The sequence below is a fragment of the Pseudomonas sp. UBA6699 genome, assembly GCF_002454615.1.
Lineage (GTDB): Bacteria > Pseudomonadota > Gammaproteobacteria > Pseudomonadales > Pseudomonadaceae > Aquipseudomonas > Aquipseudomonas juntendi.
Genome location: NZ_DKJF01000038.1, coordinates 1 through 18,311 on the forward strand (window position 1 = coordinate 1; position 18,311 = coordinate 18,311).

The following is an 18,311-nucleotide window of genomic DNA, read 5'->3' on the forward strand; positions in this document are numbered from 1 at the left end:
CGCACGGCGCTGGCCGGGCTTGGCGAGCCAGCCGGTGCCCCCGCGCTTGAGCTGGGCCAGCTGCGGCGGCAACTGCGCCAACGCCGGCAGCGGCGCTGGGCGGCGGCAGCGGCCATGGTGCTGGCCCTGGGTGTAGGGGGCTTGGGCGGCTGGCAGGCCCGCGATGCCACCCTGGCCAATGCCGAGCTGCCGATGGCCGATGCCGTGCAGGCGCACAAGTTGTTCGCCGCCAGCCAGGCGCTGGATATTCAGGCCAGCGACCCGGCCCAGTTGCGCGATTGGCTGGGCCGGCACTTCAACCGTGTCGGGCAGTTGCCAGACCTGGCGGGCTATGGCTTCAGGCCGGTGGGGGCGCGGTTGCTCAGCAACGAGCAAGGGCCCGCAGCCTTGTTGGTGTTCGAGGACGGCAATGGCCAGCGTATCAGCCTGTTCATGCGTTCACCCAGCGAAGGCTTTCGGCGCATGCCGAACGGGCAACGGGTCGATGGCCAGCTGGAGGCGCGGTACTGGTCGCATGGGGCGTACAACTTTGCCTTGGTCAGCGCGGCGGACGATGTGCGTGGGGCGGGGGTAGGCGAGGTGCTGCGCCTGGGCTTGTAACCCAGGCTTTGCCGGCGCGGCCTTGTGTCGCGATCGAGCCGCCCCGGCAGGCATGTTGCGCTCACACGGTCAGCTCAACTCAAGCCAGATCGGTGCATGATCGGACGGCTTTTCCATCCCGCGCAGTTCATAATCCACGCCTGCTGTCCTGATCCGCGGCACCAGCGCGTGCGAGGCCATGATCAGGTCGATGCGCAGGCCGCGCTTGGGCTCGTCTTCAAAGCCGCGGCTGCGGTAATCGAACCAGCTGAAACGGTCGTTCACGTCCGGGTACAGGTGGCGGAAACTGTCTACCAGGCCCCAGCCTTTCAAGCGCTCCATCCATTCGCGCTCTTCCGGGAGGAAACTGCACTTGCCGGTCTTCAGCCAGCGCTTGGCATTGTCCGGGCCAATGCCGATGTCGCAGTCCTGCGGCGAGATGTTCATGTCGCCCATCACCAGCACTGGCTGGTCGTTGCGGAACTGGCTTTCCAGCAGTGCCTGCAGGTCGCTGTAGAAGCGCTGCTTGGCCGGAAACTTGGTGGGGTGGTCGCGGCTTTCGCCTTGGGGGAAGTAGCCGTTCATGATGGTGATCGGGTTGCCCTGGGCGTCGGCGAAGGTGCCCCAGATAAAGCGGCGCTGGGCGTCTTCTTCATCGCCGGCAAAGCCTTTGTGCAGGCTGAGCGGCGCCTGGCGCGAGAGCAGGGCGACGCCGTAGTGGCCCTTCTGCCCGTGGTAGTGCACGTGGTAACCCAGCGCCTGTACGTCGGCCAACGGGAACTGCTCGTCGCTGACCTTGGTTTCCTGCAGGCCGATCACGTCTGGTTGGTGCTTTTCGATCAGCGCTGCCAGCTGGTGCGGGCGGGCTCGCAGGCCGTTGATGTTGAAACAGACGATCTTCATGGAAAGACAATCCCGGTAAAAGGCGCGATGCTAGCGGACATCGCCGGCGATCACCAGCGTGGCGGGGCCAAAGGCCTGCTGCTAACGTGCTGTAAGGGTGGAACGAAGCGCGGAGCGCAACCTCCAAGGCTCTGAACGCCCATTCCAGGAGGTCTGCCCGCAATGCCCGAAACCACAGCCGCTCCGGCCCGTGTCTGCCTGCTCGATGATGGTTACAGCCGCGAGGTACGTTCCCTGCTGTACAACGCCTACCGGCACGAACCCACTTTTGCCTATATCTTCGAAGCCCAGCGCCCAGGCTATGAACGGCGCCTGCGGGTGATGGTGCGTGAATGGGTACGCCAGCACTTCTACCTGCAACTGCCTGCGATCGGCTTGCTGGTGGACGATCGCCTGGTGGCCGTGGCCCTGATCGTGCCGCCGCTGCGCCGCTTGGGTGTGGCGGACAGTTGGGCCTGGCGCCTGCGCATGATGCTCGGCACCGGCCTGCGCTGCACGCGGCGCTACATGGACTACCAGGCCGCTTTGTCGACCTGCCTGCCCAGTGATCAGGTGCATGTGCTGCCACTGCTGGGGGTGCACCCGCAGTTTCAAGGCAAGCAGTACGGCGAACAATTGTTACAAGCTGTGCATGACTGGTGCGCCGAAGACCCGGGCACCCAAGGCGTGGTGCTGGACACGGGCAATGAGCACTATCTGGCGTTTTACCAGCGCCAGGGGTACGAGGAAATTGGTGAGGTGGCCATAGGGCCGATCCGGGAACGGGTATTCTTTCACCCCAACCCGGTGGCTTCGACATCCGCTTTGGCCTGAACAGGCCGCAAGGCGGCTCCCTTGAGCGTTCGGGTCTGGTAGCATTCGCCGCATGACGTATTCAGGAAGATTGACCTGGGGCTTGGTTATCTGGGCCGCCAGTTTTGCAGCATGGGGCCAGAGCGAGTTGCTGGTGCAGGTGAAACCGGCCAACAAGGCGCTCAAGGCCAATGTCGAAGGCTATATAGGCTCACTGGGTGACCGCGATGAAGAAGCACTGTTGCGCTTCAGTCGTGGTGCAGAGGAGCAGGCGCGCAAAGCCGCGCAGGCACTTGGCTACTATCAGGCGCAGATCGACAGCGAGGTCAAGCCTGCCAGCGATGCCGACCATTCCCCGCAGTTGATCCTCAGCATCAACCCGGGGGAGCCGATTCGGCTGCGCAACGTCACGGTGCGCATCGAGGGCCCGGCCAGTGACATGAAGGCCTTTCGGGTACCCGACAGCCGGGCGTTGCGCCCGGGTGAACAGCTCAACCACGGTACCTACGAGGATGCCAAGCGCCTGATCCAGAACCAGGCGTCGCGTTACGGCTTCTTCAGTGGGCGCTTCAGCCGCCAGCGCCTGGCGGTGGACCCGCAGGCCGGGGTGGCCGATATCGAACTGGTCTACCAGAGTGGCCCGCGCTACCGCCTTGGCGCAGTCACCTTTGGCGGCGACACGCCGCTGGACGAGGACCTGCTGCAGCGCATGGTGCCGTTCAAGCCAGGTACCCCGTACGACTCGGAGCTGATCGCCGAACTGAACAACGACCTGCAGTCGAGCGGTTATTTCGAAGGGGTACGGGTGGATGCGGCGCCCACCGCCGCGGTGGGTGAAGACATACCGGTGGACGTGCGCCTGGAAACCCGCAAACCCCGCACCATGGGGCTGGGCCTGGGTTACTCCACCGACGTCGGGCCGCGCGGCAAGGCCAACTGGACCCGCCACTGGGTCAACCCCCAAGGCCACAGCTATGGCTGGGAAACCGAGCTGTCGGCGCCGCGGCAGAACGTGGGGTTGTGGTACGACATTCCCCTCGATCCGCCGTTGACCGACAAATTGCGCTTTGCCGGCGGCTATCAGAATGAAGAACTGGCCGGTACCGACACCCTCAGCAAGCTGCTGACGGTGGGCCCCGAGTGGCACAGCAAGCTGCCCAGCGGTTGGCAACGGGTCATCTCGCTGAAATACCAACGCGAAGAGTACCGCCTGGGCGACGACAGCGGGTTGAGCAACCTGCTGATGCCCGGCGTTAGCTACTCGTTCCTGCGCAGTGACAACCGCATCGACCCGCACAATGGCTACCGCCTGCAATTCGATGTGCAGGTGGCCAAGGAAGGGCTGGTGTCGGACACCAACCTGCTGCACGGCAACGTGCTGCTCAAGGGCCTGACCACCCTGGGCCACAACCACCGCTTGCTTGGCCGCGTGCAGTTCGGCGGCAGCGCGACCAACGGTTTCAAGAACAATATCCCGCCGTCGCTGCGCTTCTTCGCCGGTGGCGACCAGAGCGTGCGCGGTTACGACTACCAGACCCTGTCGCCCGAAAACAGCGACGGTGATCGTATTGGCGGGCGTTACCTGGTGGCCGGCAGTGTCGAGTACCAGTACTCGCTGACCGAGAAGTGGCGGCTTGCCACATTCGTCGACCAAGGCAACTCGTTCAACGACCTGGAATTGCCCAGCCTGAAAACTGGGGTCGGTTTTGGTGTGCGCTGGGTGTCGCCAGTGGGGCCGCTGCGCCTGGACCTGGCCAAGGCGCTGGATGACGACGGTGGCATTCGCCTGCACTTTTCCATGGGGCCCGAGTTGTGAAACGCGTAATCAGATATACCCTGTTGGGCCTGGCTGGACTGCTGGCGGGCCTGGGCCTGGCCCTCGGCTTGCTGCTGGGTACCGAGGCCGGCAGCCGCTGGGCGCTGGGCAAGGTTCCCGGTTTGCAGGTCACCGACTTCCAGGGCCGCCTGGGGGGCAGCTGGCAAGCAAGCCGGTTAAGCTGGGCCGACGCCGGCAGCAAGGTCGAGCTGCAGGCCCCGCAGTTGGCCTGGTCGCCTGCCTGCCTGCTGCGCGCCACCTTGTGCATCGACCGCTTGCAGGCCCAGCGCATCGACATGGCCTTTGCCCCAAGCACCGAGCCGGCCGACAGCGGCCCCCTGCAATTGCCGGCACTGCGCCTGCCGGTGGCCATCGAACTGGGCGAGGTGAAGGTGGGGCAACTGCGCCTGGACGGCAGTGACCTGCTGGGCGACCTGCAGCTTGCAGCGCACTGGACCCGCGGCGGGATGCAGATCGACAGCCTGCACCTGCAGCGCGACGACCTGCTGCTGAACCTGCAAGGCCATATCCAGCCCGAAGGCGACTGGCCGACAACGCTGCAGGCGCAACTGCAGCTGCCGGCTGTAGGGGGCAAACCCTGGCAGCTGGCGCTGAACGCCGAGGGTGAACTGCAAAAGACCTTGAACCTCACGGGAGCCAGCAGCGGCTACCTGGACGCCACGTTGAGCGGCACGCTGCAGGCCCTGGCCGAGCACCTGCCTGCGACGCTGCAGATCCGTTCCGAAGCGTTCAAGCCGACCGCTTCCTTGCCTGACACCTTGCAGTTGAACCAGCTCGACCTGGCAGCCAAGGGCGACCTGCTCAAGGGCTACCAGCTGTCGGGTACCGCCAACCTGCCCGCAGAACAATCGCCGATCGCCCTGGCGTTGTCCGGCCTGGTCGACAGCAAGGGGGCCAGGCTCGATGCCCTCGACCTTACCGCCAGCGACACCCAGCGCGTCAAGCTGCAAGCCACGGCAGACTGGCAGCAAGGCCTGACCGCCGATGCTCAGCTGGACTGGCAGGATTTTCCCTGGCTGCGCCTGTATCCGCTGGAAACGCCGCCACAGGTTACCCTCAAACGCTTCAATACCCATGTGCATTACCGTGATGGCAAGTATCAGGGGACCTTTGCCGGTGATCTTGACGGCCCGGCGGGGGCGTTCACCCTGGCCAGCCCTTTCGAAGGCGACCTGGATCAGGTCAGGCTGCCACAACTTGCGCTCACCGCCGGCCAGGGCAAGGCTGCCGGCAGTGTTGCAGTGCGCTTTGCCGATACCCTGGCGTGGGATGTCGACTTGCAACTGTCTGCACTCGACCCGGCCTACTGGCTGGCCGAGCTGCCTGGCACCCTGGCGGGGCCATTGCGTACCAAAGGCGAGCTGAAGGATGACGTGCTGAGCCTGGATGCCCAGCTTGACCTCAAGGGCCGCTTGCGCGGCCAGCCGGCTGTGTTCAAGGCCGAGGCACAAGGGGCCGGGCAGCGCTGGACACTGGGTGCGCTGGCGATCCAGCTGGGGGACAACCGGATCAATGGCAGTGGCAGCCTGCAGCAGCGCCTGGCCGGGCGCATCGACCTCGACTTGCCCCGCCTGGGCCAGCTGTGGCCCCGGCTGCAAGGCCAGGTCAAGGGGCGCGTGGATGTCGCCGGCACGCTGCAGGCGCCCCAAGGCACCCTGACGTTGCAGGGCCAGCGCCTGGCACAGGCTGAGAACCGCCTGCAACAACTGAACCTGGATGCCAAGCTCGACAGCGCCCAGCGTGGGGTGGTCGAGCTCAAGGCCACCGGTATTCAGCTGGGTGACATGGCACTGGGCACGCTGCAGGCCAGCGGCAAGGGTGACATTCGCCAGCAGGCCCTGAACCTGGCCCTGAACGGCCCGCAGCTCAAGCTTGACCTGGGGCTGGATGGCCAGTTGAGCAAGGGCGACTGGCGCGGGCGACTGGCCAGCGGGCGAGTCCAGGCCGGTGGCCAGGACTGGCAGTTGCAGGCCCCGGCGCGGTTGCAGCGGCTGGCCAACGGCCAGCTCGATTTCGGTGCCCACTGCTGGCGCTCTGGCCAGGCCAGCCTGTGTGGCGATGACCAACGCCTGGCGCCGGAGCCGCGCTTGCGCTACCACCTCAAGCAGTTCCCGCTGGGCAGCCTGGCGCAGTGGCTGCCCAAGGACTTCGCCTGGCAGGGGCTGCTCAACGCCGACATCAGCCTGGATATACCGGCCAGTGGCCCCAAGGGTAGCGTGGTGGTCGATGCCAGTGGCGGCACCCTGCGCGTGCACGACAAAGGCCGCTGGATCGACTTCCCGTATCAGGCCCTGCGCCTGGACAGTACCCTGGCACCGCGGCGTATCGACACGCGCCTGGTATTCCGTGGCGAGCGGCTGGGTGAGCTGAACGTCAACACCCGGCTAGACCCGCTGGGCAAGAACAAGCCGCTGTCGGGTGATTTCCGCCTGGCGGGCCTGGACCTCTCGGTGGCCCGGCCCTTCGTGCCGATGGTCGAGCGGTTGGCCGGCCAGCTCAATGGCAGCGGCCAGCTCTCGGGTACCTTGCTGGCACCGCAGGTCAACGGCAACCTGGCGCTCAGCGGCGGCGAAGTCAGCGGCGCGGAGCTGCCAGCCAGCCTGCAGGCACTGTCTGTGCAGGCGCAGATCGCCGGTGAGCAGGTGCGCCTGGAAGGCAATTGGCGCAGTGGCGAAGCAGGGCGCGGGCAGTTGAGCGGCAACCTCACCTGGGGCCAGGCGCTGGGCATGGACGTGCGCTTGCAAGGCCAGCAACTGCCGATCACGGTGGAGCCCTATGCCACGCTGGAGGTCGCCCCGGACCTGACCTTGCGCCTGATCGACGACAAACTGGCGGTCACCGGCAAAGTGCTGGTGCCCAAAGGCAAGATCACCGTGCGCGAATTACCGCCCTCTACCGTCAAGGTCTCGGACGATACCGTCATCGTTGGCCGCCAGACCGATGAGGGCAAGCCACCCATGGCGATGGCCATGGACATTGACGTCGAAGTGGGCCAGGACAAGCTGTCGTTCACCGGCTTTGGCCTTACCGCCAACCTGCTTGGCCATGTGCACATCGGTGACAACCTCGACACCCGCGGTGAATTGAGCCTGGCAGACGGTCGCTACCGCGCCTACGGCCAGCGCCTGACCATCCGCCGCGCGCGCTTGCTGTTCGCCGGGCCGATCGACCAGCCTTACCTGGACATCGAAGCCATCCGCAAGGTAGACGATGTGATTGCCGGTATTCGCTTGAGTGGCAGTGCCGAACAGCCGACCAGCCAGGTGTTTTCGGAGCCGGCCATGAGCCAGGAGCAGGCCTTGTCCTATCTGGTGCTGGGGCGGCCATTGGGCACCTCCGGCGAGGACAACAACATGCTCGCCGAAGCGGCACTGGGCCTCGGCCTGGCAGGCAGCGCCGGTATCACCGGTAGCCTGGCCTCCAGCCTGGGCATCGACGACTTCCAGCTGGATACCGAAGGCTCGGGCAATACCACCAGCGTGGTCGCCAGTGGCAACCTCACCGAGAAGCTGAGCCTTCGTTACGGGGTAGGGGTGTTCGAGCCAGCGAACACCATCGCTTTGCGTTACAAGTTGAGCAAGAAGGTCTACCTGGAGGCGGCCAGCGGTTTGGCCAGCTCCCTGGATATCTTCTACAAGCGCGACTTCTAGGTTGAACGCGGCGGCGCCGTCAACGGACGGTGGCCGCGTCGATGAACTCATTGCTGTCGGGTGAGGGTGGCGGGGTGAGGGCGCGTACCGGGGTGATCAGGCTGGTGTACTCCTCGATCAGCCGGTTCAGCGCTTCAGGCGGCTCACTGGCCTGGAACTGCATGCGGATCTGCACTTCGTCAGGGTCTCGGCTGTCGCCTTGGCGACCCTGGCCACCGATGGTGACCTTGAAGCTGGCGGCCTTGTTCTCGCTGGTAGGCAGTAATGCCGGCTGTGCCTCGGTGCCTTTGACACGCACCGACAGGTCAACCTGCATGCGCTCCAGCGCCAGGCCTTTGGGCGACACCAGGGCGAACAGCGGTACACGCATGATGTGCTGGCCGTCCATGGCCACTTCCACCATCTTGGCTTTCATGGGGGCGCCCAACGCTTCGCTGTCACACTCGAAGAACTGGTCGAACAGGTTGATGTACTGCTGCGCGATCAGGCTGTTGGTGGCACTGGCGGCTTCTTGCAGGCCGCGAGTGATCTCGCGCAGGTCGATTGAAGTCATGGGCGCGGGGGCCTTGTCCATTGCGTGGGTTCCTCAGGCCAGAATGGCCCCTTGTTGCTCATCAAGGGGCCAGGCGGAAGTGAGCGAAAAACATCAAGGTTTGGTTCAACCTTTTTTGTCAGCTTTGTCCGTGGGTTTGTTTGCAGCGCCGGGTGCTTTGTCGTTTTCCACCTTGAGCCCCGGTGTGTCGGCTGCCGGGTTCTTGAGGGTATCGCGCTGCGAGATCTGGTCGGGGCTTTCCAGGGCGGCGTTTTTGACCACCGTAGGTTTGGTCGCAGCGTCGGTCAGGAACTCGATCAAGCGCATGACCGCTTCCGGCGGCTCCTGGCGTTTGAGTGTGGTATTGAATGCATAGCGGGCGCGGGTATCGGTCTTGCGGGTTTGCGTGGATTTGTGGCTGACGCTGCCCCTGACGTTGAGCTTGAACGGCCCCCAGCCGATCGAGCCGCTGGCGGTGGCGTTCATGTCCTTGCTGGTCACGTCCTCCGACATCTGGTTGATGACCAGCTCGAACTCGACATTACCCTCCTCGATGGTAATGTTCGGGTGGGTGATGGCCGCCAGCAGCGGCACCTTCATGGTCTTGCTGACCACACCTTTGTATTCGCCCTGTTCGTCGACGATGGTTTCGTCATAGTCGAACTGGATGGCTACGGCCTTGCCGTTCTGGATGCAGACCTGCATCAGGAAGTCGGCGTACGATTTACTCGCGGTAACCTGCGCCTGGACCATGGCTTGCAGGGGGCCGGCGATCATGCGATCCATGGGCAGGGCATTGATGACCGAGCCAATGAGGCTGTTGTCTATCGACATAGTGGGATGCTCTTTCTAGTGGGTTGGGGCCGCCGAGGGTGCTCTGGGCGGCAGGGGGGGTCAGCGGGCGCACGCCTCCTGGCGGCGGATGTTGCCGATTTGGCGCAGGCTCAGGCCGTACTTGTTGGCCAGCAGGCTGCGGGACAGGCCATTGGCGCTTTCTTTCTGGATTTGCTGGTTACGCAGTTGGCGCAGGAAGTGGTCCGCCTTGGGGATCTCCAGGGCTACCCCGGCAAAGCGCTTGATCAGCGCATCGAGCGCTTCGGGCGGGAGGACGTCGGCGAGCTTGGTGCGCTCGCGGTGTTTGGGGATGTATTTGGGCCTGCCGCCGAACGCGCAGGTCAGCTGGTAGGCGTTGTCGATGCCGATGCAGGTGATCAGTGCCTGCAACGAGTGGGGCAATTGGCTGATATCGATCTGGCTCAAGTCTGGCGTTTGCATATGGCGCTCCTTCGGGATAAGGGATTTGCGACCCGATCACCCGTGGCGTTATGTCGGAGGGTGTGAGCAAATTCTGTGCGACAGCCGAGGCGTGTCGCTAGGCGGCATATGGGTTGGCGGCTGTAGCTTCGGTGAACAGGTTTTGCAGGCAGCAATATCCGCGCATGTAGGAAATGGCGTTGCTGATAGGCTGCATAGGGTGATTTCTCGCTCGCTCACTGCCGTTCTCAACGAAAGGGTGCTGAACCCTTAGTCGCAGGGGAAACTGCTCAGCAAGCTGGCGCTGTGCAGGTAGGCTTGGGGCGCCGTTCGCATGCTTGCAGGCAACGTTCGCCAATCCACCAGCAGGCACAGGGTGTACAGGGGCTGCCCATCGCGCTGGCCGATCACCTGCCCGTCAAAGCTGCGACGGTACAGGGCCTGGGTCTGGCGTACGGCTTGCACCTGGTCGGCCTGGGCCAGGGTTTCCCGGGCCAGGTGGGGGAGGCGGGTGGTGGGCACGGTGAAGTTCAGCGGCCTGTCGTCCCCGCCCAGGTAGCCGGCCTGGCGTACCCGTTGCCACAGTTGCTGCCACTGGCTGGTGCCGGCGTGGGTCGCCAGCTCGCGGCCCAGCTCCAGCAGGTGCTCGGCGGGTACCTGCTGGGTATCCAGGGCGTGAACGTAGACGGGGGAGAAAAACAGCGAAGTGAGGAGCAAGGGTTTGTACACGGTGCCTCCGGCATGGGTGCTTGGAGGTTTCATGCTTTCAGGCTGTCACCGCCTGACCCAGCAGGAAATGCAGCGCCGGGGCCGGTGCCCGTTGTATCATTGCCGCGGCTCATTGCGAGCCATTTGCCCCTGATGTTGCAAGGAACCTTCGATGACACACGTGCAGCGCCTCAAATATTCACTTCTGATCATACTGGTCGTACTGGGCCTGATGCTGGGCCTGTCCCACCTGCAGAAGCAGGGCACTATCAGTGAACAGACGTTCCAGATGCTGGCCATCGCCATTGCCGTGGTGGTGGTGGTGATCAATGGCATCCTGCGGCGCAAGGTCAAGCCTTGACCTGCGCGGGCCGGCCAAGCCTGGCCGGCCAGGCGCTCAGCGCGCGGGCGCTTGTTCCAGTATGGCGCGCGCCTGGGGGGCAAGGCTGTAGCACTTGTCGCTGCCCAGCTGGATCACCCCCTCGCTGCACAGGCGCTTGAGCACTTCGCGCACGCTGAGGAACGACAGCGGAATATCCAGTTGCTCCAGTTGCGCGTGCACGCCACGCACGCCAATGCTGCGGCCATTGCGGTCGGCGGCGTGCAGGGCGTCGATCACCTTCAGGCGGATCAGGCTGGTGCGCAGGCCGAAGGTGCGCAGCAATTCGCGGATCTGCTCGTTGCCGGTGCGCTCGTCAGCAAATGCGCCCTGTCCCTTGGGCGCCTTGCCTGGGGCGCGCCCAGCCAGTAATGAGGGTTGCGGGTTGTACATGTGAATGCTCCTTTTCGTGGACGAACCCGAAATGTGGTTGCCTCACTTACTAGGACGAATGAGATCGCAAAAACTGCAACGCACGCGTTAAAAAAATGGCTGTTTTTCATCAAGACGTTCCATCGCCCTGTAAAACGTAAAATTTTCATCTGGCCATTCGTCTGAACGGGATAACCCGCGAACCCGAGGAATGCCCGTGTTTTCACTGTCCCGTCCCATGACCTGCGCCAGCCTGGCGGCCGCCCTGGTGGCCTGGAGTGCCACTGCGCCGGCGCAACCTGCAGCAGCCGACGCCAGCGCCCAGATCCGCCGCACCACCTTCGGCGTGCCGCACATCGTGGCCAGGGACGAGCGCGGCCTGGGCTACGGTGTCGGCTATGCCTACGCCCAGGACAACCTGTGCCTGCTGGCCAACGAAGTGTTGACCGTCAATGGCGAGCGCTCCCGGTACTTCGGCGCCACGGGCAAGACCTTGGAGCAACGCGACAACCTCAGCAGCGACCTGTTCTTCACCTGGCTCAACAGCCAGGCCGCTGTCGACGCGTTCCTCCAGGCGCAGCCGGCGCCAGTACAGGCACTGCTGGCCGGTTATGCCAGTGGCTATAACCGCGCGCTGGCCGAGCGCCGCCGCCAGGGCTTGCCTGCCGAGTGCGGAACGGGTGAGTGGGTGCGGCCGATCAGCAGCCAGGACCTGGTCAAGCTGACCCGCCGCTTGCTGGCCGAAGGCGGGGTTGGGCAGTTCGTGGAGGCACTGGCGGGGGCGCAACCGCCAGGGGCCGGCAGCCAGCTCGCGGCCGCTGGCTATGCCACCGCCCTGGCCCGGCAGGCGCGGTTTGCCACGGAGCGTGGCAGCAATGCCGTGGCGGTGGGTGCCCAGCGCTCGGCCAATGGCCATGGCCTGTTGCTGGCCAATCCGCATTTCCCGTGGATGGGTGGCATGCGCTTCTACCAGATGCACTTGACCATCCCCGGCCAGCTGAATGTCATGGGCGCGGCGCTGCCAGGCCTGCCGCTGATCAATATCGGTTTCAACCAGCACCTGGCGTGGACCCATACCGTCGATACCTCCACGCACTTCACCCTGTATCGCCTGCAGCTCGATCCCAAGGACCCGACCCGTTACCTGCTCGACGGCAAGTCATTGCCGCTGGCCCGGCAAACCGTCAGCGTGGCAGTCAAAGGTGAGGATGGGCGACTGAGCCAGGTACAGCGTGAGGTGTACAGCTCGCAGTTCGGTCCGGTGGTGCAATGGCCTGGCCGCCTGGACTGGGACACGCATGCGGCCTACAGCCTGCGTGACGCCAACCTGGACAATACCCGCGTGCTGCAGCAGTGGAACCAGATCAACCGCGCTGAAAGCCTGGCGGCCCTGCGCGGCTCGGTCGAGCAATTGCAGGGTATCCCGTGGGTCAACACCATTGCGGTGGACCAGGCGGGCAGGGCCTTGTACCTGAACCAGTCAGTGGTGCCTTATGTGGACCAGCAGATGCTCGACAGTTGCAGCAACCCGCAAGCGCCGGGCAGCCTGGTGGTGCTGGACGGCTCACGCAGCGCCTGCCAGTGGAAGGTCGATGCCCAGGCGGCGCAACCGGGTATTTTCCCGGCAAGGCTGCTGCCAAGCCTTGAGCGCGAGGATTACGTGCAAAACTCCAACGACCCGGCCTGGCTGGCCAACCCGGCGCAGCCCCTGACCGGGTTTGCGCCGCTGGTCAGCCGCAGTGACCAGCCGCTGGGCATGCGCGGCCGCTTTGCCCTGCAGCGTTTGCAGGGCAAAGGGCGGTTGGGCGTCGATGACCTGCAGCGCATGGTCACCGACGACGAAGTCTACCTGGCCAGCCTGGTGCTGCCCGACTTGCTGCAATGGTGCCAGGGCGCCAGTGCAGACGTGCAGGCCCTATGCACCAGCCTGGCGAACTGGGATGGCAAGGCCGACCTCGAGAGCGGCGTGGGCCTGGTGCATTTCCACAACCTGCTCACCGCCTTGGCTGAGCACCCGGACAGCTGGCGGGTTGCGTTCGACCCGGCCGACCCGCAACACACCCCGCGCGGGCTGGCCGTGGAGCAGGCGGCCGTGCGCAAGCGGGTGCACGAGGCGGCATTGGCCTCACAGCAGCAGGTGGCCGAGAGCGGTATGGCGCCACAGGTGAAGTGGGGGCAGGTGCAGCAGGCAGTCGATGGCACGCCGGTGCCGGGCGGCCCGCAGGCCTTGGGGGTGTACAACGCGATGTACAGTGTGCCGCACGGGCAGGGCAAGCGCCTGGTGGTCAGTGGTACCAGTTATCTGCAACTGGTCAGTTTCACCGACAAGGGGCCAGAGGCCCGCGGGTTACTGGCGTTTTCGCAGTCCAGCGAGGCGGCATCGGCACACGCCAGCGATCAGACCAAGGCCTTCGCGGCCAAGCAGCTGGCGGTAATTCCCTTTACCGAGGCGCAGATCAAGGCTGACCCGCAGTACCGCGAAGTGGTGATCAGTGAAGCCGACAAGGGCGCAATGGCACAGCACTAAGGCAGTTTGGCTCGATCGCCGGCGAGCCAGCGCCCACAAGCTCCCCACCGAATTGAAGGCCTGGTGGGAATTGGGGCCGGCTTGCCGGCGACGTTGCCTTCAGGAAAAGTCGAACGGCGCCAGCTGAAACCCTTGCTCGTCTACTTGCAAGGCCCAGCCCCGGCGGTCCCAGTCGCCCAGCACGATGCGCCGGGCCGGTTGGCCGTCCACGACCAGCTTGTGAATCGCTGGCCGATGGGTATGGCCATGCACCAGGGTACGCACGCCATGCGCCGCCATTACCTTGGGCACTTCCTCTGGCGTGACGTCGACGATTTCAGTGGATTTCATCCGCCCCTGGGTGCGGCTTTCGCTGCGCAGCTTGCGTGCCAGTTTGTAGCGAGCCGACAGCGGCAGGTGGCGCAGAACCCACAGGCTCAGCGGGTTGCGCAGCAGGCGGCGCATTTTCATGTAGCCCACGTCGCGGGTGCACAAGGTGTCGCCGTGCATCAGCAATACCTGCTCACCGCCCAGCTCGATCACGCTGGGGTCGTCGAGCAACGTGCAGCCGGCCGCCTCGCAGAAGCGCTGGCCGAGCAGGAAGTCACGGTTGCCATGCATCAGGTAGATGGCCGTGCCGCTGTCGCCCAGCTGCCGCAGGGCACGGCAGATCGACTGCTGGAACGGCGTCATGGCATCGTCGCCTATCCAGGCCTCGAAGAAATCGCCAAGAATGTACAGCGCCTGGGCGTGGCGCGCGCGGCCATCGAGCAGATCAAGAAACGCCCGGGTAATGTCCGGGCGTTCTTCTTGCAGGTGCAGATCAGAGATCAGCAGAATCACTCAATGATCTCGGCTTTCTCGATGACCACGTCGTCTTTCGGCACGTCCTGGTGGCCGGCTTTGGAACCGGTGGCGACTTTCTCGATGGCATCGACCACTTCACGGCCTTCGATCACTTCACCGAACACCGCGTAGCCCCAGCCCTGCACGTTCTTGCCGCTGTGGTTGAGGAAGTCGTTGTCGGCAGCGTTGATGAAGAACTGGGCCGAGGCAGAGTGCGGCTCCATGGTACGGGCCATGGCGATGCTGTACTTGGTGTTCTTCAGGCCGTTGTCAGCTTCGTTCTGGATGCTGGCGCGGGTTTTCTTCTGGGTCATGCCAGGCTCGAAGCCGCCGCCCTGGATCATGAAACCTTTGATCACACGGTGGAACACAGTATTGGTGAAATGGCCGTCTTTGACGTATTGAACGAAGTTCTCAACAGTTTGCGGAGCTTTTTCGGCGTTCAGTTGCAGGACGATATCGCCGTGGTTGGTGCTCAGTTTGACTTTGGACATGCTGAAATTCGCTCTTTCAAGGCATACGGGAATGAGGGCGCGCAGGGCGCGTGCTTACACCTGACGCAGGCTCGGGCGCTCGCGACACATGGTGCGCACCGGCCATTTTGCCACGCCGCGGCAAAAAGCCGTGATAAATCACGCCAGTTTATCCGGGCCCGACTGTCGGCAGCTTGACTGCTTCGGCTATGATAGGCCCTTTGATTCAATCGGCCTACCCAGGCCGGACACGTGCATTCAAGGATCCTATGAGCAAGCCCACTGCCGACAACGCGCCCAACGCCGCTGCCAAAGGCGCCCCCGCTGTCCCTGCGAACTTCCTGCGGCCGATCATCCAGGCCGACCTGGATTCGGGCAAGCACAGCAGCATCGTCACCCGCTTCCCGCCGGAGCCCAATGGCTACCTGCACATCGGTCACGCCAAGTCGATCTGCGTCAACTTTGGCCTGGCCAAGGAATTCGGTGGCGCCTGTCACTTGCGTTTCGACGACACCAACCCGGCCAAGGAAGACCAGGAGTACATCGACGCCATCCAGCGCGACGTGAAATGGCTGGGTTTCGACTGGGCCGGTGATGTGCGCTATGCCTCCGACTACTTCGACCAGTTGCACGACTGGGCGGTCGAGCTGATCAAGCGCGGCAAGGCCTATGTCTGCGACCTCACCCCCGAGCAGGCCAAGGAATACCGCGGCAACCTCAAGGAGCCAGGCAAGAACAGCCCGTTCCGCGACCGCAGCGTGGAAGAAAACCTCGACCTGTTCGCCCGTATGAAAGCCGGTGAATTCCAGGACGGCGAGCGCGTGCTGCGAGCCAAGATCGACATGGCCTCGCCGAACATGAACCTGCGCGACCCGATCCTGTACCGCATCCGCCATGCCCACCACCACCAGACCGGTGACAAGTGGTGCATCTACCCCAACTACGATTTCACCCATGGCCAGTCGGATGCCATCGAGGGCATCACCCACTCGATCTGCACCCTGGAATTCGAAGGCCACCGCCCGCTGTACGACTGGTTCCTCGATAACCTGCCCGTGCCGGCACACCCGCGGCAGTACGAGTTCAGCCGGCTGAACCTCAACTACACCATCACCTCCAAGCGCAAGCTCAAGCAATTGGTGGACGAAAAGCACGTCGACGCCTGGGACGACCCGCGCATGTCGACCTTGTCCGGCTTCCGCCGCCGTGGCTACACCCCGGCCTCGATCCGCAACTTCTGCGAAATGATCGGCACCAACCGGTCCGATGGCGTGGTCGACATGTCGATGCTCGAGTTCAGCATCCGTGACGACCTGGACCGCACCGCACCGCGTGCCATGTGCGTGCTGCGCCCGCTGAAGGTGGTCATTACCAACTACCCGCAGGGCCAGGTCGAGCAACTGGAGCTGCCACGCCACCCGAAGGAAGACATGGGCGTGCGTGTGCTGCCGTTCTCGCGCGAGCTGTACATCGACCGCGACGACTTCATGGAAACCCCGCCCAAGGGCTACAAGCGCCTCGAGCCAGCCGGTGAGGTGCGCCTGCGGGGAAGCTACGTGATCCGTGCCGACGAAGCCATCAAGGACGCCGACGGCAACATCGTCGAACTGCATTGCTCGTACGACCCGGACACCCTGGGCAAGAACCCGGAAGGCCGCAAGGTCAAAGGCGTGATCCACTGGGTGCCGGCCGAAGGCAGCGTCGAGTGCGAAGTGCGCTTGTACGATCGCCTGTTCCGCTCGGCCAACCCGGAAAAGACCGAAGAGGGCGGCAGCTTCCTCGACAACATCAACCCCGACTCGCTGCAAGTGCTCAGCGGTTGCCGTGCCGAGCCGTCGTTGGCCCAGGCGCAGCCCGAGGACCGCTTCCAGTTCGAGCGCGAAGGCTACTTCTGCGCCGACCTGAAAGACAGCCAGCCGGGCCGCCCGGTGTTCAACCGCACCGTCACCCTGCGTGACTCCTGGGGCAGCTGAGGAACCGCCGTGCTAACCATCTACAACACCCTGACCAAAGCCAAGGAAACCTTCAAGCCGCTGGATGGCAACAAGGTGCGCATGTACGTTTGCGGCATGACCGTATACGACTACTGCCATCTGGGCCACGGCCGCAGCATGGTGGCGTTCGACCTGGTCACCCGCTGGCTGCGCAAGAGCGGTTACGAATTGACCTACGTGCGCAATATCACCGACATCGATGACAAGATCATCAACCGGGCCAACGAGAACGGCGAAAGCTTCGACGCCCTCACGGCGCGCATGATCGACGCGATGCACGAAGACGAGCGCCGCCTGAACATCCTGCCGCCAGACCAGGAACCGCGTGCCACCGACCATATCGCCGGCATGCACGCGATGATCCAGACCCTGATCGACAAGGGGTATGCCTACGCGCCGGGCAATGGCGACGTGTACTACCGCGTCGGCAAGTTCGTGGGCTACGGCAAGCTGTCGCGCAAGAAGATCGAAGACCTGCGCATCGGCGCCCGCATCGAGGTCGACGAGGCCAAGCAAGACCCGCTCGATTTCGTGCTGTGGAAGGGCGTCAAGCCGGGCGAGCCAAGCTGGGAGTCGCCATGGGGCCCGGGCCGTCCGGGCTGGCACATCGAGTGCTCGGTGATGTCCACCTGCTGCCTGGGTGAGAGCTTCGACATTCATGGTGGCGGCAGCGACCTGGAGTTCCCGCACCACGAGAACGAGATTGCCCAGAGCGAGGCGGCCACCGGCAAGCAGTACGCCAACGCCTGGATGCACTGCGGCATGATCCGTATCAATGGCGAGAAGATGTCGAAGTCGTTGAACAACTTCTTCACCATCCGTGATGTGCTCGAGAAGTACCACCCGGAGGTGGTTCGCTACCTGCTGGTGGCCAGCCACTACCGCAGTGCCATCAACTACTCGGAAGACAGCCTGCGCGACGCCAAGGGCGCCCTGGAGCGCTTCTACCACGCCTTGCGCGGCCTGCCGCGCGTGGCGGCCAAGGGCGGCGAGGCCTTTGTCGAGCGCTTCAGCGTGGCGATGAATGACGACTTTGGCACGCCCGAGGCCTGCGCTGTGCTGTTCGACCTGGTGCGTGAGATCAACCGCCTGCGCGACAGTGATGTAGACGCTGCTGCCGGCCTGGCCGGTCGCCTGCGGGAGCTGGGTGATGTGCTGGGTGTGCTGCAGCTGGACGCCGATGACTTCCTGCGTGCGGGCGCCGAAGGCAAGGTCGATGCGGCCGAGGTCGAGGGCTTGATCGAGGCGCGCCTGCAGGCGCGGGCAGACAAGAACTGGGCCGAGTCCGACCGCATTCGCGACCAGCTGACCGCCATGGGCGTGGTGTTGGAAGACAGCAAGGGTGCCACTACCTGGCGTCTGGCTGACTGATCGGTGCAACTGGGGCCGCTTTGCGGCCCATTGCGACACAAGGCCGCAATGCTGAACTCGAAGATTACACGGTTCTTGTGGGAGCGGGCATGCCCGCGAACACCGGCGCAGCCGG

The 18,311-nt window shown here is 64.2% G+C and carries 16 protein-coding genes; 8 read left to right on the forward strand and 8 right to left on the reverse strand.

All coding sequences use genetic code 11. The annotated features are described in order from the left end of the window. The coding region (locus B3361_RS07575; RefSeq protein WP_286920154.1) for an anti-sigma factor family protein at positions 1-600 on the forward strand (600 nt) is incomplete at its 5' end. A 69-nt stretch (positions 601-669) separates the two neighbouring features. Here the strand turns inward: B3361_RS07575 and xthA are convergent. Further along, positions 670-1,482, reverse strand: coding sequence for an exodeoxyribonuclease III (gene xthA / locus B3361_RS07580; RefSeq protein WP_054904390.1), 813 nt, complete (start codon positions 1,480-1,482; stop codon positions 670-672). A gap of 162 nt (positions 1,483-1,644) precedes the next feature. On the opposite strand from xthA, the gene B3361_RS07585 reads away from it, so the two are divergent. The 3 genes from B3361_RS07585 to B3361_RS07595 are packed head-to-tail and all read left to right on the forward strand — an operon-like array spanning position 1,645 to position 7,761. Next, entirely contained in the window at positions 1,645-2,295 is a 651-nt protein-coding gene (locus tag B3361_RS07585) for a GNAT family N-acetyltransferase (protein ID WP_009682173.1), read from the forward strand. 52 nt (positions 2,296-2,347) lie between these two features. Next, positions 2,348-4,090, forward strand: a complete 1,743-nt coding sequence (locus B3361_RS07590; RefSeq protein WP_029884841.1) for an autotransporter assembly complex protein TamA — start codon at positions 2,348-2,350, stop codon at positions 4,088-4,090. Then, positions 4,087-7,761 (forward strand): translocation/assembly module TamB domain-containing protein, encoded by a 3,675-nt coding sequence (locus B3361_RS07595; protein ID WP_178126168.1) that lies wholly within the window; start codon positions 4,087-4,089, stop codon positions 7,759-7,761. The genes B3361_RS07590 and B3361_RS07595 overlap by 4 nt, the downstream gene beginning before the upstream one ends. 19 nt (positions 7,762-7,780) lie before the next feature. Here B3361_RS07595 and B3361_RS07600 read toward each other — a convergent pair whose 3' ends face one another. The 4 genes from B3361_RS07600 to B3361_RS07615 all read right to left on the reverse strand — a co-directional run bounded on the left by B3361_RS07600 (position 7,781) and on the right by B3361_RS07615 (position 10,276). Next, a complete protein-coding gene (locus B3361_RS07600; RefSeq protein WP_054904392.1) occupies positions 7,781-8,335 on the reverse strand; it encodes a DUF2589 domain-containing protein in 555 nt (184 codons plus the stop codon). Between the two features lie 84 nt (positions 8,336-8,419). Then, on the reverse strand, positions 8,420-9,127 hold the full coding sequence (locus B3361_RS07605) for a DUF2589 domain-containing protein (protein WP_054904393.1): 708 nt from the start codon (positions 9,125-9,127) through the stop codon (positions 8,420-8,422). A 60-nt stretch (positions 9,128-9,187) separates the two neighbouring features. After that, entirely contained in the window at positions 9,188-9,568 is a 381-nt protein-coding gene (locus B3361_RS07610) for a Mor transcription activator family protein (protein ID WP_029884845.1), read from the reverse strand. A gap of 249 nt (positions 9,569-9,817) precedes the next feature. Then, positions 9,818-10,276, reverse strand: a complete 459-nt coding sequence (locus B3361_RS07615) for a hypothetical protein (RefSeq protein WP_054904394.1) — start codon at positions 10,274-10,276, stop codon at positions 9,818-9,820. A gap of 151 nt (positions 10,277-10,427) precedes the next feature. Between B3361_RS07615 and B3361_RS07620 the strand changes: the two genes are divergently transcribed. Continuing rightward, positions 10,428-10,616 carry a hypothetical protein gene (locus B3361_RS07620; protein WP_003248064.1) on the forward strand — a complete coding sequence of 63 codons (189 nt, stop codon included), beginning with the start codon at positions 10,428-10,430 and terminating at the stop codon, positions 10,614-10,616. Positions 10,617-10,652: 36 nt separating this feature from the next. Here the strand turns inward: B3361_RS07620 and B3361_RS07625 are convergent, their stop codons facing one another. After that, positions 10,653-11,027 (reverse strand): hypothetical protein, encoded by a 375-nt coding sequence (locus B3361_RS07625; RefSeq protein WP_054904395.1) that lies wholly within the window; start codon positions 11,025-11,027, stop codon positions 10,653-10,655. A gap of 196 nt (positions 11,028-11,223) precedes the next feature. On the opposite strand from B3361_RS07625, the gene B3361_RS07630 reads away from it, so the two are divergent. Next, positions 11,224-13,533, forward strand: a complete 2,310-nt coding sequence (locus tag B3361_RS07630; protein WP_054904396.1) for an acylase — start codon at positions 11,224-11,226, stop codon at positions 13,531-13,533. A gap of 99 nt (positions 13,534-13,632) precedes the next feature. Here the strand turns inward: B3361_RS07630 and B3361_RS07635 are convergent, their stop codons facing one another. Next, the gene (locus tag B3361_RS07635) at positions 13,633-14,355 is read right to left on the reverse strand and encodes a UDP-2,3-diacylglucosamine diphosphatase (RefSeq protein WP_054904397.1); all 723 of its coding nucleotides are present in this window, start codon (positions 14,353-14,355) and stop codon (positions 13,633-13,635) included. After that, on the reverse strand, positions 14,352-14,852 hold the full coding sequence (locus B3361_RS07640) for a peptidylprolyl isomerase (protein WP_054904398.1): 501 nt from the start codon (positions 14,850-14,852) through the stop codon (positions 14,352-14,354). The genes B3361_RS07635 and B3361_RS07640 overlap by 4 nt, the downstream gene beginning before the upstream one ends. 248 nt (positions 14,853-15,100) lie before the next feature. Here B3361_RS07640 and B3361_RS07645 point away from each other — a divergent pair, with 248 nt between their 5' ends. Both B3361_RS07645 and cysS read left to right on the forward strand, forming a co-directional pair. Beyond that, a complete protein-coding gene (locus tag B3361_RS07645; protein ID WP_009682158.1) occupies positions 15,101-16,804 on the forward strand; it encodes a glutamine--tRNA ligase/YqeY domain fusion protein in 1,704 nt (567 codons plus the stop codon). Positions 16,805-16,813: 9 nt separating this feature from the next. After that, entirely contained in the window at positions 16,814-18,196 is a 1,383-nt protein-coding gene (gene cysS, locus B3361_RS07650) for a cysteine--tRNA ligase (protein ID WP_054904399.1), read from the forward strand. Positions 18,197-18,311 lie beyond the last annotated feature (115 nt).